Source organism: Mycobacterium sp. OTB74 (assembly GCF_029892685.1).
Taxonomy (GTDB): domain Bacteria; phylum Actinomycetota; class Actinomycetes; order Mycobacteriales; family Mycobacteriaceae; genus Mycobacterium.
In genome coordinates this window covers 92,339-108,784 of the sequence record NZ_JARXVD010000014.1, presented here as the reverse complement: position 1 = coordinate 108,784, position 16,446 = coordinate 92,339, and the positions used below count along the sequence as shown (strand labels likewise).

The 16,446-nt window shown below is 65.9% G+C and carries 14 protein-coding genes; 7 read left to right on the top strand and 7 right to left on the bottom strand.

The genetic code is table 11. The annotated features are described in order from the left end of the window. Nucleotides 1–3,567, bottom strand: a complete 3,567-nt coding sequence (cobN, locus tag M2432_RS18825) for a cobaltochelatase subunit CobN (protein WP_280828341.1) — start codon at nucleotides 3,565–3,567, stop codon at nucleotides 1–3. Between the two features lie 531 nt (nucleotides 3,568–4,098). Between cobN and cobG the strand changes: the two genes are divergently transcribed. The 4 genes from cobG to M2432_RS18805 all read left to right on the top strand — a co-directional run bounded on the left by cobG (nucleotide 4,099) and on the right by M2432_RS18805 (nucleotide 8,610). Continuing rightward, on the top strand, nucleotides 4,099–5,244 hold the full coding sequence (gene cobG / locus M2432_RS18820) for a precorrin-3B synthase (RefSeq protein WP_280828340.1): 1,146 nt from the start codon (nucleotides 4,099–4,101) through the stop codon (nucleotides 5,242–5,244). A gap of 9 nt (nucleotides 5,245–5,253) precedes the next feature. Further along, entirely contained in the window at nucleotides 5,254–5,880 is a 627-nt protein-coding gene (locus M2432_RS18815) for a precorrin-8X methylmutase (protein ID WP_280828339.1), read from the top strand. A gap of 55 nt (nucleotides 5,881–5,935) precedes the next feature. Beyond that, on the top strand, nucleotides 5,936–7,420 hold the full coding sequence (locus tag M2432_RS18810) for a precorrin-2 C(20)-methyltransferase (RefSeq protein ID WP_280828338.1): 1,485 nt from the start codon (nucleotides 5,936–5,938) through the stop codon (nucleotides 7,418–7,420). A gap of 131 nt (nucleotides 7,421–7,551) precedes the next feature. After that, entirely contained in the window at nucleotides 7,552–8,610 is a 1,059-nt protein-coding gene (locus M2432_RS18805) for an aminoglycoside phosphotransferase family protein (protein ID WP_280828337.1), read from the top strand. Between the two features lie 45 nt (nucleotides 8,611–8,655). Here the strand turns inward: M2432_RS18805 and M2432_RS18800 are convergent, their stop codons facing one another. From M2432_RS18800 to M2432_RS18785, 4 genes are read right to left on the bottom strand one after another with little or no spacing between them, the layout of a single operon-like run. After that, a complete protein-coding gene (locus tag M2432_RS18800) occupies nucleotides 8,656–9,381 on the bottom strand; it encodes a cobalt-precorrin-6A reductase (RefSeq protein ID WP_280828336.1) in 726 nt (241 codons plus the stop codon). After that, nucleotides 9,381–10,136, bottom strand: coding sequence for a precorrin-4 C(11)-methyltransferase (gene cobM / locus M2432_RS18795; RefSeq protein WP_280828394.1), 756 nt, complete (start codon nucleotides 10,134–10,136; stop codon nucleotides 9,381–9,383). The genes M2432_RS18800 and cobM overlap by 1 nt, the downstream gene beginning before the upstream one ends. Continuing rightward, nucleotides 10,133–11,311, bottom strand: coding sequence for a precorrin-6y C5,15-methyltransferase (decarboxylating) subunit CbiE (gene cbiE / locus M2432_RS18790; protein ID WP_280828335.1), 1,179 nt, complete (start codon nucleotides 11,309–11,311; stop codon nucleotides 10,133–10,135). The genes cobM and cbiE overlap by 4 nt, the downstream gene beginning before the upstream one ends. 31 nt (nucleotides 11,312–11,342) lie before the next feature. Continuing rightward, on the bottom strand, nucleotides 11,343–12,098 hold the full coding sequence (locus M2432_RS18785) for an SDR family NAD(P)-dependent oxidoreductase (protein WP_280828334.1): 756 nt from the start codon (nucleotides 12,096–12,098) through the stop codon (nucleotides 11,343–11,345). Between the two features lie 35 nt (nucleotides 12,099–12,133). Between M2432_RS18785 and M2432_RS18780 the strand changes: the two genes are divergently transcribed. Continuing rightward, complete coding sequence (locus M2432_RS18780; RefSeq protein ID WP_280828333.1) at nucleotides 12,134–12,547, top strand: F420-dependent biliverdin reductase; 414 nt, start codon at nucleotides 12,134–12,136, stop codon at nucleotides 12,545–12,547. A 145-nt stretch (nucleotides 12,548–12,692) separates the two neighbouring features. Here the strand turns inward: M2432_RS18780 and M2432_RS18775 are convergent, their stop codons facing one another. Beyond that, nucleotides 12,693–13,811: a Xaa-Pro peptidase family protein gene (locus tag M2432_RS18775; protein WP_280828393.1), complete on the bottom strand. Its 1,119-nt coding sequence runs from the start codon at nucleotides 13,809–13,811 to the stop codon at nucleotides 12,693–12,695. A gap of 45 nt (nucleotides 13,812–13,856) precedes the next feature. Between M2432_RS18775 and M2432_RS18770 the strand changes: the two genes are divergently transcribed. Then, nucleotides 13,857–14,690 (top strand): hypothetical protein, encoded by an 834-nt coding sequence (locus M2432_RS18770; protein ID WP_280828332.1) that lies wholly within the window; start codon nucleotides 13,857–13,859, stop codon nucleotides 14,688–14,690. Then, nucleotides 14,687–15,649 carry a 5'-3' exonuclease gene (locus M2432_RS18765; RefSeq protein WP_280828331.1) on the top strand — a complete coding sequence of 321 codons (963 nt, stop codon included), beginning with the start codon at nucleotides 14,687–14,689 and terminating at the stop codon, nucleotides 15,647–15,649. The genes M2432_RS18770 and M2432_RS18765 overlap by 4 nt, the downstream gene beginning before the upstream one ends. A gap of 15 nt (nucleotides 15,650–15,664) precedes the next feature. Here M2432_RS18765 and M2432_RS18760 read toward each other — a convergent pair whose 3' ends face one another. Further along, nucleotides 15,665–16,363 (bottom strand): DUF4333 domain-containing protein, encoded by a 699-nt coding sequence (locus M2432_RS18760; RefSeq protein ID WP_280828330.1) that lies wholly within the window; start codon nucleotides 16,361–16,363, stop codon nucleotides 15,665–15,667. Nucleotides 16,364–16,446: the final 83 nt, after the last annotated feature.

Below are 16,446 nucleotides of genomic sequence, written 5' to 3'. Positions count from 1 at the left end.
TCAGCCCTCCAGCTCACCTTCGGTTTCCAGCAGCACCTGCTTGAGCCCATCCAGAGTTGCGGATTCCGGCTCGGCCCACATTCCGCGGCCGGCGGCCTCCAGCAGTCTCTCGGCCATGCCATGCAAGGCCCAGGGATTGGACTCGGCCATGAACTTGCGGTTCTCCGCATCCAGCACATAGCTCTGGGTCAGCTGCTCATACATCCAGTCCGCCATCACGCCGGCGGTGGCGTCGTAGCCGAACAGATAGTCGACAGTGGCGGCCATCTCGAAGGCGCCTTTGTAGCCGTGCCGGCGCATGGCGGTCATCCAGCGAGGGTTGACCACCCGGGCGCGGAACACCCGGGTCGTCTCCTCCGACAACGTACGGGTGCGCACCGCATCGGGCCGGGTGTTGTCGCCGATATAGGCCGCCGGGTCCTTGCCGGTCAGCGCCCGCACCGTGGCCACCATGCCGCCGTGGTACTGAAAGTAGTCGTCGGAGTCGGCGATGTCGTGCTCGCGGGTGTCGGTGTTCTTGGCGGCCACCGAGATTCGGCGGTATTGCCGATTCATATCCTCGGCGGCCGGCGCGCCGTCCAGACCGCGGCCGTACGCGAAGCCGCCCCAGGCCGTGTACACCTGAGCCAGATCGGCGTCGTCGCGCCAGTTCCGGCTGTCGATCAGCTGCAGCAGGCCGGCACCGTAGGTACCTGGCTTGGAGCCGAAAATCCTCGTGGTGGCGCGCCTTTGATCGCCATGGTCAGCGATATCGACCTGCGAGTGGGCGCGGATGTAGTTGTCCTCGGCGGACTCGTCCAACCCGGCAACCAATCGCACAGCATCGTCGAGCATGGTCACCACATGGGGGAAGGCGTCGCGGAAGAATCCGGAGATGCGCACGGTGACGTCGATCCGTGGCCGACCCAATTCATCGAGGGCGATCGGCTCCAGCCCGACGACGCGGCGCGACGCGTCGTCCCACACCGGCCGAACACCAAGCAGTGCAAGCACTTCGGCGATGTCGTCACCAGCGGTACGCATGGCCGAGGTACCCCACACCGACAGTCCCACCGAGTCGGGCCAGCGCCCGTAATCGGCGCGGTACCGTTCCAGCAGCGAATCCGCCATGGCTACACCGGTTTCCCAGGCCAGCTTGGACGGAACAGCCTTGGGGTCCACCGAGTAGAAGTTGCGTCCGGTGGGCAGCACGTTGACCAACCCGCGCAGCGGCGATCCCGACGGACCGGCGGCGATGTATCGACCGTCCAGGGCGCGCAGGATCTGGTCGATCTCGCGGCCCGTTTCCCGCAGTCGCGGCACGACTTCATCGGCAGCGAACCGCAGGACCTTCGCGACTTCGGCGTCGGCGGTGATGTCGTCGACTGAGGCTGCGTCCCAACCGGATTCCTGCAACCCGGCCACCAACTCCCGGGCACGGGCTTCGGCAGCATCCACTGCGGCTTTGTCGGCCTGACCGTCCTCGGTGAGCCCCAATGCCTCCCGCAGCCCGGGCACCGCCTGCTCGCCGCCGAACAGCTGCCGGGCCCGCAGGATCGCCAGCACCAGGTCCAACTCTGCCTCGCCGCTGGGCGCTGCGCCCAGGATATGCAGGCCGTCGCGGATCTGAACGTCCTTGATCTCGCACAGCCAGCCGTCGACGTGCAGCAGCATCTCGTCGAACGAATCCTCGTCGGGGCGCTCGTCCAGGCCCAGGTCGTGGTCCATCTTGGCCGCCCGCATCAGCGTCCAGATCTGCTGGCGGATAGCGGGCAACTTGCCTGGATCCAGCGCGGAGATGGTGGAGTGCTCGTCGAGCAGTTGCTCCAAACGGGCAATGTCGCCGTAGCTTTCAGCCCTGGCCATCGGCGGGATGAGGTGATCGACCAACACCGCGTGCGCCCGGCGTTTGGCCTGGGTACCTTCGCCCGGATCGTTGACCAGGAACGGGTACACCAGCGGCAGGTCGCCCAGCGCGGCATCCGGCCCGCAGGCCGCGGACATGCCGAGGGTCTTGCCCGGCAGCCATTCCAGGTTGCCGTGCTTGCCCAGGTGGATCATCACGTCGGCACCGAAATGCGCGTTGATCCAGTGGTAAGCAGCCAGATAGTGGTGACTCGGCGGCAGATCGGGGTCGTGGTAGATGGCCACCGGGTTCTCGCCGAACCCGCGCGGCGGTTGGACGATAAGTACGACATTTCCGGAAACCATTGCCGCGATGACGATTTCACCGTCCGGATCGCTTGAGCGGTCGACGAACAACTCCCCCGGTGCCGGTCCCCAGTGCTGCTGGACCGCGTCGGTGAGTTCGGTGGGCAAGGTTGCCAACCAGGCCCGATAGTCCTTGGCTGACACCCGGATCGGGTTGGCCGCCAACGCTTCTGCGGTAAGCCAGTCCGGGTCTTGACCACCCTTTTCGATCAGCGCATGGATCAGTGCGTCACCATCGACAGCGTCGACGCCGGGAACGTCGCCGATAACGTATCCGGTGTCGCGCATGGCCCGCAGCAGTGCCACCGCGCTGGCCGGGGTATCCAGGCCGACCGCATTGCCGATCCGCGCGTGTTTGGTCGGATAGGCCGAGAACACCACGGCGACACGCTTTTCCGCCGGCTCGATGGACCGCAGGCGGGCATGGCGAACGGCCAGCCGGGCCACCCGCTCGCAGCGCTCCGAGTCAGCAACATATGAGATCAGGCCTTCGCTGTCGATCTCCTTGAACGAGAACGGCACGGTGATGATCCGGCCGTCGAATTCCGGCACTGCGACCTGGGACGCGACATCCAGGGGCGACAGCCCGTCGTCGTTCTCGTCCCACTGGGCCCTCGAGCTGGTCAGGCATAGGCCCTGCAGGATCGGGATGTCGAGAGCAGCCAGGTGCGCGACGTTCCAGTTGTCGTCGTCCCCACCGGCGCTCGCGGTCGCCGGGGTTGCGCCACCGGCCGCCAGCACTGTGGTGACCAGGGCATCAGCGGTCCCCAGCAGCTCGATGAGCTCCGGTTCGGCGGTGCGCAGCGACGCGCAGAAGATCGGTAGCGCGCGCCCGCCTGCAGTTTCGATGGCCTGGCAGAGCGCGTCGATGTAGGTGGTGTTGCCGGCCAGCTGCTGGGCCCGGTAGTAGAGCACGGCCACGGTCGGCCCATCCGTATCCTCGGATGTGCGCTCCAGCACGCCCCAGCTGAGGGTGGACTCTGGCTTGCCGAAGCCGAATCCGGTCATCAGCAGGGTGTCCGAGAGGAAAGAGTGCGCGTGACGCAGGTTGGTCACGCCCCCCTGGGCCAGGTAGATGTGCGTTTGCAGGGCGACACCGGCCGGGACGGTCGAGTGACTCATCAGCTCGGCGTCAGGCGACTGCTCGCCGGACAGCACCACAGTGGGGATGCCACTGGCGAGCACCGCGCCGATCTCGTCCTGCCAGGTGCGGTAGCCGCCGAGGACACGCACCACCGCCAGATCCACGCCGGCCAGCAGATCGGCCAGTTCCCCGTCGATCAATCGTGACGGATTGGCCCACCGGTAGTCCGCCCCACTGGCGCGGGCGGTGATCAGATCGGTGTCGGACGTCGATAGCAGCAATACGGTCGGCACCGACTATTCGTACCGTACTAGCGGCATCGCGTGGCATGCAGCGTCTGGCGTGATCGTGACCAGCTGGTTGTGGCCGGGTTGCAGCACCGGTGTTTAGCCTCGCTATAGAAGCTCAGATGCAGACGGGACGGGTCGCTTTTCAGCAACCCGTCCCGTCTGGCTGGCTGTCTCGCCGTACCGCCACAGCGACAGCGTCAGCGCTCGTTCGCGCTCCAGCGCGAGTACCAGGTCTTGCCCTGGTAAGGCAGTCCGGCGGCCACGATCAATGCGAGTACGCCACCGACGTACAGTGCGAAATCGGACATTGCGTCCCTCCCTCAGGTCATCCGAATACCAAGTAGCAAGCGGAAGTTCGTGTTTCACCGTACGGACAAAGAGGTTGAAGACAAGGGACTTGTAAGGCAGGAAACACCGCCAAATCGACGGTGACGCACTTCACAATTCACCGCGGCGCGGTGCGGCAAGCATCGGCGCGCGCCTAGAGCAGGCAGCTACGCAATCTGCGTTTGGCACGAGCCGTAACGTGGACCTATGGCCCGGACCCGTAACGACGACGCCTGCCCTGGCGCGCTACAGGTGCACCAGGCGGCCGACGGCGCCCTGGCTCGAATCCGCGTGGCCGGCGGCATGATCAGCGCCGGGCAACTGGAGTCACTCGCCCATGCGGCAACCGAATTCGGTTCACCCGCAATGGAACTGACCTCCCGCGGCAACATCCAGGTGCGTGCTGTCCACGACACCGAGGGACTGGCTGCAGCGGTCTCAGCGGCCGGGTTGCTGCCATCTGCCACCCACGAACGGGTGCGCAATATCGTCGCGTCCCCGTTGTCGGGTCGATTCGGCGGGCTCGGCGACATGCGCGACACCGTCCGAGAGCTGGACGAAGCCCTACAAAACCGTCCTGACCTGGCCGAACTCCCCGGCAGATTCTGGTTCGGCATCGACGACGGCCGGGGCGACATCTCTGGCCTGCAGCCTGACGTCAGCACCCATCTACTGGCGGCCGACACGGCGGCGGTGCTCATCGCGGGCCGCGATACCGGAGCACGGATATCGGTATCTCGCATTACCGAGACCCTGCTGAACCTGGCCGCCGCATTTCACCGCGTGCGCGGAAACTGCTGGCGAACAACCGAACTCGATGACCCGGTGGCATTGGTAACCGATACCGGGCTGACCCCCACCGACGCCGCCGGTGCGCTATGGCCGCCCGTCGACAAGCCGCCGGTCGGCTGGATCACGCAGAACGATGAGAAAGTCACGTTGGGGGCTGCCGTGTCACTGGGCGTGCTGCAGGCCCGTACCGCCGAGTTTGTCGCGGCCATCGGCGCCCCAGTGATCATCACGCCGTGGCGGTCATTGCTCGTCTGCGATCTTGACGAGGGCGTCGCAGACACCGCACTGCGGGTACTGGCACCCATGGGGCTGGTTTTCGACGAGAACTCCCCCTGGCTTCGCGTCAGCGCATGCACCGGCAGCCCAGGATGCGCCAAGTCGCTGGCCGATGTGCGCTCGGATGCCGCTGCCGCTGTCCTGGACGCTGCTGAAGACGACGCCGAAGGCCTGCCACCAGCCGAACACCGGCACTTCGTCGGCTGTGAGCGTGCCTGCGGCCGCCCTCAGACCGGTCAAGTGCTGGTAGCGACCACTTCGGGGTACCAACTGCGCCACCCGTAGGGTTAGCGGGTGCTTGACTACGTGCGTGACGCCGCGGAGATATACCGGCAGTCGTTCGCGACCATCCGCGCCGAGGCGGATCTGGCGCGTTTCCCCGATGACGTATCCCGCGTCGTGGTGCGACTGATCCATACCTGCGGGCAGGTCGACCTCACCGAGCACGTCGCGTACACCGACGATGTCGTCACCCGGACCCACACAGCGCTGGCCGCCGGTGCCCCGATCCTGTGCGACTCGTCGATGGTGGCCGCCGGCATCACCCGTTCGCGGCTGCCCGCGGACAACGAGGTGGTGTCGCTGGTGGCCGATCCGCGCGCTCCCGAGCTCGCGGCGCAACTGGGCAGCACCCGGTCAGCGGCGGCGGTAGATCTGTGGGCCGACCGCTTGGAGGGTGCGGTGCTAGCCATCGGCAATGCGCCGACCGCCTTGTTCCGGCTGCTGGAGCTCCTCGACGCGGGCGCACCGGTGCCCGCGGCGGTGCTGGGCGGGCCGGTCGGATTCGTCGGCTCGGCGCAATCCAAGGATGAGCTGATCGCGCGGCCCCGCGGCATGGATTATCTGGTGGTGACGGGGCGACGTGGCGGCAGTGCCATGGCCGCCGCCGCAGTGAATGCGATTGCGAGTGAACGCGAATGAGCCCGGCGAGTCGACGATGCCGACCGAGGAACGAGGCCGGAGGATAAGTGAGCCAATGAACCGAGGAACTCTCTACGGCGTCGGACTGGGACCGGGCGATCCGGAACTGGTGACGGTCAAAGCCGCCCGACTCATCGGCGAGGCCGACGTGGTGGCCTATCACAGCGCTCGGCACGGGCACAGCATCGCGCGGCGAATCGCCGAACCGTATCTGCGCGAAGGCCAGATCGAGGAGCATCTGGTCTATCCGGTGACCACCGAGACCACTTCGCATCCGGGTGGCTACGACGGCGCGATGGAGGACTTCTACGTCGAGTCCGCCGAACGGATCGCCGCACACCTGGAAGCAGGTCGAAACGTGGCGCTCCTGGCGGAAGGCGACCCGCTGTTCTACAGCTCGTACATGCACATGCACACCCGCCTGACCTCACGGTTCGACGCAGTGATCGTGCCGGGCGTGACGTCGGTCGCCGCTGCGTCCGCAGCCATCTCCACGCCGCTGGTGCAGGGCGAGCAGGTTCTCACTATCCTGCCCGGCACCCTGCCGCCTGATGAGCTGCAGCGCCGCCTGGCTGATACCGACGCCGCGGTGATCATGAAGCTGGGCCGATCGTATCCTGCTGTGCGGCAGGCGCTTTCGGCATCTGGTCGGCTGGACCAAGCGTTCTACGTGGAGCGCGCCAGCACCGAGGCGCAGCGGGTGCTGCCGGCCGGGGATGTCCAGTCCGACACCGTGCCGTACTTCTCGCTGACCATGGTGCCCGGCTCGCGCAGCGCGCCGGCCGAGGAGGGCAGCGTCGTGGTGGTCGGCCTGGGCCCGGGCGACCCGGAATGGACGACGACTCAGACCCGCCGCGAGCTGGCGGCGGCCACCGACCTGATCGGTTACGGGCCGTATCTGGACCGGGTGCCAGTGCGGCCAGGACAGCAGCGTCATCCCAGCGACAACACCGATGAGCCGGCTCGCGCCCAGTTGGCGTGCCGCCTGGCCCAGCAGGGCCGGACCGTCGCCGTGGTGTCCTCCGGTGATCCTGGGGTTTTCGCCATGGCAACCGCGGTACTAGAAGAGGCCCAGCAGTGGCCGGGCGTCCATGTGCGGGTCATTCCGGCCATGACGGCCGCGCAGGCCGTCGCCAGCCGCGTCGGTGCTCCGCTGGGCCACGACTACGCCGTGGTGTCGCTGTCCGACCGGCTCAAGCCATGGGACATCATCGCTACGCGGATCAAGGCCGCCGCTGCCGCCGATCTGGTGTTGGCCATCTACAACCCGGCTTCCAAGAGCCGTACCTGGCAGGTCGGCGCCATGGTGGATCTGCTGCTGGAGTACCGCGATCCGAATACTCCGGTGGTGATCGGCCGCGACGTGGCCGGCCCGTCCGAGTCAGTGCGCGTGGTGCGGCTGGCGGACCTGGACCCAGCCGAGGTGGACATGCGCTGCATGCTGATCATCGGGTCGTCCCAGACAGTGTGGCAGCACACGGAAAATGGCGACGGGACGGGTACTGACCGGGTGTTCACGCCGCGGTATTACCCGCACTGATCCACTCACCGGTCTCCCGGCGCGCCGAATCGCATCGCTGATTCGGGTGAGCCACTAACCGTGGAGGCTGATCGGCGAGGGCGGCGGGCACCGTTGACGCTTTACAGTTAGTACAGCTAATGTCACGTGCCATGACGGCTGTCGTATCCATCCCCCGCGGTCCCGGCGACGTGACCCCGCAGTGGCTCGGCCACACGCTAGAGACAGACGTCGCCACCGTCGACGTCCAGCCGATCGGTACCGGACAGACCGGCGCCACTTACCGACTGAACGTAAGCTACAGCGAAAATTCATCTTGGCCAAAGACTTTCGCGATCAAGCTGCCGTCGCAGGACGAATCGGTACGCGAGCGGGTCGCCATCGGCTACAAATCCGAGCACGCGTTCTACACCAACATCGCCGAGCACGTCGATATCCCCGTACCGGTCTGTCACTACTGTGAAATCGGCAACGACGGCGCCGACTTCGCGCTTCTGTTGGGCGACATGGCCCCAGCGGAGCAAGGCGACCAATTGGCGGGCTGTTCGGTGGAAGAGGCACTGCTTGCGGTCCGGGCGCTGGCCGGTCTGCACGGCCCCAGTTGGTGCGACCCGAAATGGGCTGACTTCCCGGGTATCTCGATGCCCAAGGCCAACGAGGAGTTCGCCAAGGGTTTCGGCGAGGTCGCCAAGATGGCTACTGACATCACCTTGGAGAAACTCGGCGCCCGCATGTCCGAGGAGGACCGCGACACCCTGCGCACGTCGATGTCGATGGTCTACCCCTGGCTGATGACCGAGCAGAGCCGGCATGCGCTGCTGCATGGCGACTACCGGTTGGACAACATGTTGTTCAACCCGGACCGCACGGCGGTGACCATCGTGGACTGGCAGACGCTCGGCAACGGACTGCCGGCCCGTGACCTGGCCTATTTCACCGAGACCAGCCTGCGGTCCGATGAGCGTGCCGACGCTGACCGTCAGCTGGTCGATGCCTACTACGACGAGCTGATGCGTTATGGCATAACCGATTACGACCGGGACGCGTGCTGGCGTGACTATCGGCTGGGCATGCTGCAGGGGCCGCTGCTGGTCGTATTGGGCACCGCTTTTGCCACCTCGACCGAGCGCGGCGACGACATGATGCTCACCATGACCGAGCGCAGTTGCCAGGCCATCCGCGAGCTCGGCTCCATGGATCTCATCCAGTGATTTCGGCGCGCTCGGTGTCGCTGGCCGTCACGGAACGCGCCGAAATCACGAGCGTTCCCTGACCCAACCCTCGGCTTCGGCAACAGTGGCCACTGCGTTGACGCCCTCCGGCAGCGCCGGCCGGTCCACCATGATCACCGGAATGTTGAGTTCTTCGGCTGCTTCGAGTTTGGCGCGCGTCATGGACCCGCCGCTGTTCTTGGTGACCAGTGCATCGATCCGGTGCTCCTGCAACAGGGCACGTTCGCCTGAGTAGTCGTACGGGCCGCGGGACAACACGATTTCGTGGTGCGGTGGGAGCGTCTCGGGCGCTGGCGGGGTGACCGCCCGGATCAGGAACCACGCATCCGATTCTTTGAAGACGGCGGTGCCCGAACGCCCAGTGGTCAGGAAAACCCGTTGATACCCTCGGTCTTTGACCGCTTCTGCCGCGGCGACGTCGCTGGCCACCAAAATGGCATTGCCATGCGGCCAGGCCGGCCGGGCCAGCACCAGATGCGGTAGTTGCAGCTCTGCGCACGCCTGCGCCGCGTTGGCGGTGATGGTCGCTGCGAACGGATGGGTGGCGTCAACAACCGCGGCAATGTTGTTGTCCTGCAGGTATTTCCGTAAACCATCGACGCCCCCGAAACCGCCGATGCGGACGGGGCCTTCAGGCAGAGCCGGGTCGGGAACCCGGCCGGCCAGCGAGCTAATGATCTCGATGTCGGGGTGCAGCCGCTTCGCCAGCGCCCGAGCTTCCGCCGTGCCGCCCAATAGCAGCAGCGTCATCAATGCCTACTTCCGCGGCGGCGGTCGCTGGAGTACAAATAGCTACCCTCGAAACCCTGTGCTCCCAACACATCTCCGACGATGATCACCGCTGTCTTGGTGATACTCGCCTGGGTCATGCGCTCGGCCAGATCGACCAGCGTGCACGTGATCACCTGCTGGCCCGGCCAACTCGCGAAAGCAACCACAGCACAGGGCGTTTCCTCCCCGTAGCCGCCTTCAAGCAACTGCGGAACGATGTTGTCGATCTGGGCCGCGGCCAGGTGCAAGACCAGCGTCGCGCCAGGCTTCGACAGGGTGACCAAATCCTCGCCGTCGGGCATCGCGGTCGACAGCGTCGCCACCCTGCTCAACGTCACGGTTTGCGCCACCCCCGGCACCGTCAACTCTCGGCCCAACGCCGCAGCCGCCGCAGCGAAAGCCGGTACACCCGGCACAATTTCGTGGTTGATACCCAACTCGTCGAGGCGGCGGCACTGTTCGGCCACGGCGCTGTAGATGGATGGGTCGCCCGAATGCAGTCGCGCAACATCGTGCCCTGCGGCGTCCGCAGCGGCCAGTTCGGTGATGATCTGCTCCAGGTTCAGCGGCCCGGTATCGACTACCCGCGCTCCCGGTGGGCATAGTGCCAACAGGTCGTCGGGCATTATCGACCCCGCATACAGGCAGACATCGCAGGACTGCAGCAGCCTCTGGCCCCGGACAGTTATCAGATCGGCGGCGCCCGGTCCGGCTCCGATGAAGTACACCGTCATGGTTTGACCACCGTCCATTGAGTTATCGGTAGCGCTGGACGCCACCCGGTGAAGCCTCCGATCGGTTCACCCGTGTAGTGCTGGAACCTGCGCAGTTCGCCGCCGTACTCCGAATAGCGTTGAACTGCAAACGCTTCGGATTCCGCCGTGACCGCGTTGGCCACCAGCCGGCCGCCCGACCCCAACGCGCGGTAGCAGGCGTCAAACAGATCCTTCTGCGTCAACCCACCGCCGATGAAGATGGTATCCGGACGCGGCGCATCATCAAAGCACTCCGGAGCCGCCCCACGCACGTCGACACTGACGCCAAACATGTTGGCGTTGTTGATGATCCGCTCTCGACGTCGTGCATCGCGCTCGAACGCGACCGCTCGACCGGCAGTGACCCGACACCACTCGATCGCCACACTGCCCGACCCCGAGCCGACATCCCACAACACTTGACCTGGTCGCGGCTCCAGCGCGGTCATGGTCACCGCGCGAATGTTCTGCTTGGTGATCTGCCCATCGTGCTGAAAAGCCGAGTCCGGCAGCACAGTCGATATTCGCTGATCTGGAACATATCGCACCGCAATCACATTGAGCACATCAACATCTGGAGAGGCGTCGGCCCAATCTTCCGCCACCATGGCGGTGACGCGTTCGCCAGGCCCGCCGAGCTGTTCCAGCACGGTGAATTCGGACTCGCCACGGCCCGTTTCGACGAGCAACTGCGCCAGCGCCGACGGCGTCTCGGCATCCCGGGACAAAACGACAGCCCGCCCACCACGACGAATCGCAGTGTGCGTGGCGGCATTGACCAAGCTGATCACCTCGACGTCCTGGACGGACCAGCCCAGTCGCGCACAGGCCAGTGCCACAGACGACACATGCGGCAGGACGGTCACCCGGTCCCGGCCGAATAGTCGGATCAACGTGGCACCGATACCGTGCAGCATCGGGTCGCCGGACGCCACGACGTGCACATCGGCCAGGCCGTCGAACAATTCCGGCAGTGCCGGCAGCATCGGCGACGGCCAGCTGCGGCGGTCAGCGGTGACTGACTCATCCAGCAGTTCCAGTTGGCGCGGTCCACCGAAAATCACTGTGGCCCTGAGCAGTTCAGCGCGCGACGCCGACGCCAGGCCAGCCATGCCGTCAGCGCCGATGCCGACAACCGTGATCTGTCTGTTCATCAGCATCCTCTGTTCTTCGCGCAAGCGCTTATCACCGCGGCATCTTTCGCCAAATCACCTGCGGCACAAACCGCGTGGCGAAAATCAGCGGCCTTATCCCCCACGGCACCCAAACCGCGCGTTTGCCCCGCCGCAACGCCCGAACGGTCGCATCAGCGACCTGCGCTGGAGTGCTCGACAACGGTGCCGGCTCCATACCCTCGGTCATCCGGCCGATCACAAAACCCGGTCGCACGATCAACAATTGTGCTCCGGTGCCATGCAGGGCGTCGGACAGGCCGCAGGCGAAGCCATCCAGACCTGCCTTGGCCGAGCCGTAAACGTAGTTGGCGCGGCGGACCCGCGCGCCCGCGATAGACGAGAACACCACCAACCTGCCCTTCCCCCGTTTCCGCATCCGATCGGCCAGCACGGTGAGCAGGTTCACCTGCGCGACGTAGTCGGTATGCACCACCGCCACCGCGTGCGCCGGATCGGTCTCGGCGCGGGCCTGATCGCCCAGGATGCCGAATGCCAATACCGCGGTGCCGATCGGGCCGTGGTCGGCTTCGATCCGGTCGATCACTGCGCCGTGCGACGCCAAGTCGTCAGCATCGAATTCGCAGGTCAGCACCACAGTGGCGCCGGCGGCGGTCACCGTCGCAACCTGGTCAGCGAGCTGGTCCGGGCGGCGGGCAGCGAGCACCACCGTGTTGCCTGGCGCCAACCGGGCTGCCAGTTCGATGCCGATCTCGCTGCGGCCACCGAAAATGACGACGACTCCGCCGCCGTCCGCCGTGTCGTTCACGGCTGCGATTATCTCCTGCGCTAGTTTTGACCGTGATGCCCAAGGCAACTACGCGGCTAACCAGCGACGCACTGGCGTTCCTCACCGAACGTCATCTCGCGATGCTGACGACCCTGCGGACAGATGGTTCCCCGCACGTGGTGGCCGTGGGGTTCACGTTCGACCCCAAGACACACGTGGCGCGGGTCATCACCACCGGAGGGTCCCAGAAGGCCCTCAACGCCGCCGATCGTGGCGTGGCGGTGCTGAGCCAGGTCGACGGGGCTCGGTGGCTATCGTTGGAGGGCAAGGCGTCCGTCAGCACCGAAGCCGAGGCAGTTCGCGACGCTGAGCTTCGGTACGCCCAGCGCTACCGAACGCCTCGGATCAACCCGCGCCGTGTGGTCATTGAAGTACGGGTCGAGCGGGTGCTCGGCTCCGGCGAACTGTTGGACCGCGGCGAGGCCTAACCGTCAGTCCCGCTGCGCCCACACCGAGATCGACGAAGTGGCCACTTTCACTCGGCGGCCCCAGGTTCCGATGGCTGCAATGGCTTATCCTGCTCCTACCACGGTTGGTTCAAATTGGGTTCAGCAAAGTTCGGCGGGAACCGGTCTATACCGACACCACTACCAGCTCATGCGGCTGGTTGTTCACCGAGATGCAGCCGCCCTCGGTCACCACCACGATGTCCTCGATACGCGCACCCCATTGCCCGGCGAAGTACACGCCCGGCTCGATGCTGAACGCCATGCCCGGCTCGAGCGTCAACCCATTACCCGCCACGATGTACGGCTCCTCGTGCACCGACAACCCGATGCCATGGCCGGTGCGGTGCACGAACACCTCGGCCAGCCCCTCTGCAGCCAGCACGTCGCGGGCTGCAGCGTCGATCTGCTCGGCGGTCATGCCCGGCCGCACCGCGGCCACAGCCGCCGCCTGAGCCCGCTGCAGAACCGAATACTGCTGCGCGACCACAGGATCAGGAGAGCCGATGCTGTAGGTCCTGGTGCAGTCCGAGTTGTAGCCCGGCTCCACCGGTCCACCGATGTCGACGACGACGATGTCCCCGTGCTGCAGTACCCGATCCGAGCATTCGTGATGCGGGTCCGCCCCATTCGGACCCGACCCGACGATGATGAAGGCCACCTCCGAATGTCCTTCGGCAACAATGGCTTCGGCGATATCAGCAGCAACGTCGGCCTCGGTACGTCCGGGCACCAAGAACGACGGCACCAGCGAATGGACCCGATCGATCGCCGCTCCCGCCTTCACCAACGCGTCGATTTCGGTGTCGTCCTTGATCATTCGCAAATTCCGCAAGAGGTCGGTCGCCAAGACCGGCACTTCACCCAGCACCGACGCCAGCGGCAGCAAATGCAGTGCTGGCATCGAATCCGTCACTGCCACAGCCGAACCCGAGAGCGCCGCGGCCACCATCGCATACGGATCCTGGCCGTCAACCCAATCTCGAACGGCCACACCGAGTTCACCAACGGCGGACTGTCTGAGCGCGGCCAGCTCCATCCGCGGCACCACCATGGTCAGCTCACCCGAGGCCGCCACCACGAACGCGGTCAGCCGCTCGAAGGTCTGCGCCCGCGAACCCGTCAGGTACCGCAGGTCGTACCCGGGCGTGATGACCAACCCTGCCAACCCGGCCTCGGCAGCGGCAGCCGCCGCCCGCCGGAGTCGCGCGGCATAGACGTCGGTGCTGAATCGGCCAACTGTCACATTTCCCGTCGCTTCGCTCGCCTGCATAACCAATAGGCTAGTGCGATGCTGCGTGATATCCGTGACCTCACCGACCAGCGCGACGAGTACGCCGCCGAATTGCGACGCCGTTGGGGTGGCCTGCTGAGCTACCGCTACATCGGCCGCCAATATGACTCCATGGACCCCCGCGACGTCGGCAACACCGTCACGGTGCGCCACGACATGCGCAACCCCAGCGGCGGGCTGCTGTTCGCGGTGTTGGGCATCAGCGCACCGGAGAGCGGACACATGTCCGACCTGGAGGCGGTGCCCAACCCCGTCATCCACTCGTGCCAGATCATCGACCCGGGCCACGACGTGCAACGCATCGAGATCATCTCCGAGGAACTCAAACGGGGCCGGCAGATGGGCTACAGCCGGGCCAAGATCGTCGACGCCGATCGGCCCGACCGGACCCTGGCATTGATCGAGGGCCAAGGTGTTGCCATCGGGGTGCCGCCCGAGGGGCTGGAGAAGATGGAGGTAGACAACATCGAGGTCGTGGATTCGCCCAGTCTCCCTCCGTTATGGCAGGTGTTCGGCGGCTACCAGCACGATGGCAAGTGGCTGCTACCCGAACTGACCGAGGACGTCGCCTCCCCCGATGCTGCGCTGCACATCGGGCCACAGTTCGTCATCCTGGAGACCGCCGCAGCGCATGCGGCAGGCACCGACGTGCAAGGCGTATCCGCGCACGTAATGTTCCTGGCGCGCGGCAAGTCCGGCCCGTTCCGCGCCGAGACCGAAACGTTGGAAGGTGCCGGCGGCACCATCGCGGTGCGCGTTCTGCTACACGACGAAGGCAACGACGACAAGGTGATCACCTCGGCGTCGTACGTCTTCCGGGCGACCGCATGAGCGAATCAAATGCACATCCGGTCCTGCTCCTCGACGGGGCCAGCATGTGGTTCCGCTCGTTCTTCGGGGTGCCGTCGTCGATCACCGCGCCCGATGGTCGCCCGGTCAACGCGGTCCGCGGCTTCATCGACAACATCGCTGCGCTGGTCACCCAGCACCAGCCCGGTCGGCTGGTGGTGTGCCTGGATCTGGACTGGCGGCCGCAGTGGCGCGTCGACCTGATCCCGTCATACAAGGCACATCGCGTCGCGGAGGAAACCTCGGGTGACGATCCCGACGTCGAGGAAGTGCCCGACGAGCTGACCCCGCAGGTCGACATGATCATGGAACTGCTCGACGCTTTCGGCATCGCCACCGCAGGCGCGCCGGGTTATGAGGCCGACGACGTGCTCGGGACGCTGGCCTTCCGCGAGCAGCACAACCCGGTGATCGTGGTCAGCGGAGACCGCGACCTGCTGCAGCTGGCCAGTGACAAAGGGCCAGGTCTGCGTGTCCTTTACATCGGCCGCGGACTGGCCAAAGCGGTGCTGCACGGACCGGCGGAGGTGGCCGAGAACTATGGCGTGCCATTGGACCGGGCCGGTGCCGCGTACGCCGAACTGGCACTACTGCGCGGTGATCCATCCGACGGGTTGCCCGGGGTTACCGGAATCGGCGAAAAGACCGCGGCCACCCTGCTTCAGACCTATGGATCCCTGGCCGCCGTCCAAACCGCAGCCGCTGACCCTGGGTCGAAAATAGCTGCGGCCCAACGCAAGAAGCTGCTGGCGGCTACCGACTACATCGCCGCGGCGCTGCCGGTGGTGCGGGTGGCTACCGACGCGCCGGTACAGCTGTCGACCGAGACCGACGTGCTGCCACTGGCCGCGCGAGACCCGCAGCGGGTGGCCGAACTTGCTGGCGCCTACGGCGTCACTTCATCCATCGGCCGACTGCAGAAAGCGCTGGACAGCCTGTAGCCCGCGAGCTTGGGGCTACTTGGGCCGGCCCACTTCGTAGGTGCCCTTGTCATCCTGGAACTTCACGGTGACGCTGCGCTTGGTTCCATCGATGCTGACGTCACAGTTGAACGTCGTGCCCGGCTTCACCTCAGGGTCTTGGCCGTTGTTGCACTTGACGTCCTTGACGTTCTTGGCGCCGTAGCCGTTGGTCTCGTCCGAAAGGACCTTCTGCACACCGGTCTGCGCGGCGTTGACGTCCAGCTTGGTGGTGACGAACCAGCCCGGCCACACGAAGCCCAGCACTCCGACAGCAATCACAGCAACGGCCGCAACTGCGCCGGCAATGGCGATCAGCTTCTTGGACGGCTTGTTGCCCGACGGCGGCGCACCGAACTGCTGATCGAACTGCGCCGCCTGCCCGTACTGGGGCTGGCCGAATTGCTGGCCGAACTGGGGCTGGCCGTAAGGCTGCCCCGGCTGCGGTGCGCCGTAGCCGGCCGCCGGATAGCCGGCAGCCGGGTTGTATTCAGGCTGACCGAACTGCTGAGGCGGGTAGCCGGCGGCTGGCTGTCCGGTCGCCGGATACTGCTGATACTGCTCCGGGCTGTACGCCGGCGGCTGCTGCCAGGCCGGGTTGGCCGCGTCCGGTTGCGCGCCGGGTGTGGGCTGACCCCACGCAGGCGGCTGACCTGACCACTGCTGCGACGGGTCAGGTCCCTGTGGTCCAGTCATCGTCTCTCCTCGACCCGTGTGGGCTCTGCCAAAACCTCCGCCAATCAATTAGGCGCTGACCATCTACCCTACCGTCGCAAACT

What these genes read in the sequence shown, in the direction of transcription:
- M2432_RS18805 (WP_280828337.1), top strand. Translation starts at nt 7,552, where the DNA reads ATGACGGCTGTCGTATCCATCCCCCGCGGTCCCGGCGACGTGACCCCG.
- M2432_RS18765 (WP_280828331.1), top strand. Translation starts at nt 14,687, where the DNA reads ATGAGCGAATCAAATGCACATCCGGTCCTGCTCCTCGACGGGGCCAGC.
- cobM (WP_280828394.1), bottom strand. Translation starts at nt 10,136, where the DNA reads ATGACGGTGTACTTCATCGGAGCCGGACCGGGCGCCGCCGATCTGATA.
- M2432_RS18760 (WP_280828330.1), bottom strand. Translation starts at nt 16,363, where the DNA reads ATGACTGGACCACAGGGACCTGACCCGTCGCAGCAGTGGTCAGGTCAG.
- M2432_RS18770 (WP_280828332.1), top strand. Translation starts at nt 13,857, where the DNA reads ATGCTGCGTGATATCCGTGACCTCACCGACCAGCGCGACGAGTACGCC.
- cobG (WP_280828340.1), top strand. Translation starts at nt 4,099, where the DNA reads ATGGCCCGGACCCGTAACGACGACGCCTGCCCTGGCGCGCTACAGGTG.
- M2432_RS18780 (WP_280828333.1), top strand. Translation starts at nt 12,134, where the DNA reads ATGCCCAAGGCAACTACGCGGCTAACCAGCGACGCACTGGCGTTCCTC.
- cbiE (WP_280828335.1), bottom strand. Translation starts at nt 11,311, where the DNA reads ATGAACAGACAGATCACGGTTGTCGGCATCGGCGCTGACGGCATGGCT.
- M2432_RS18800 (WP_280828336.1), bottom strand. Translation starts at nt 9,381, where the DNA reads ATGACGCTGCTGCTATTGGGCGGCACGGCGGAAGCTCGGGCGCTGGCG.
- M2432_RS18810 (WP_280828338.1), top strand. Translation starts at nt 5,936, where the DNA reads ATGAACCGAGGAACTCTCTACGGCGTCGGACTGGGACCGGGCGATCCG.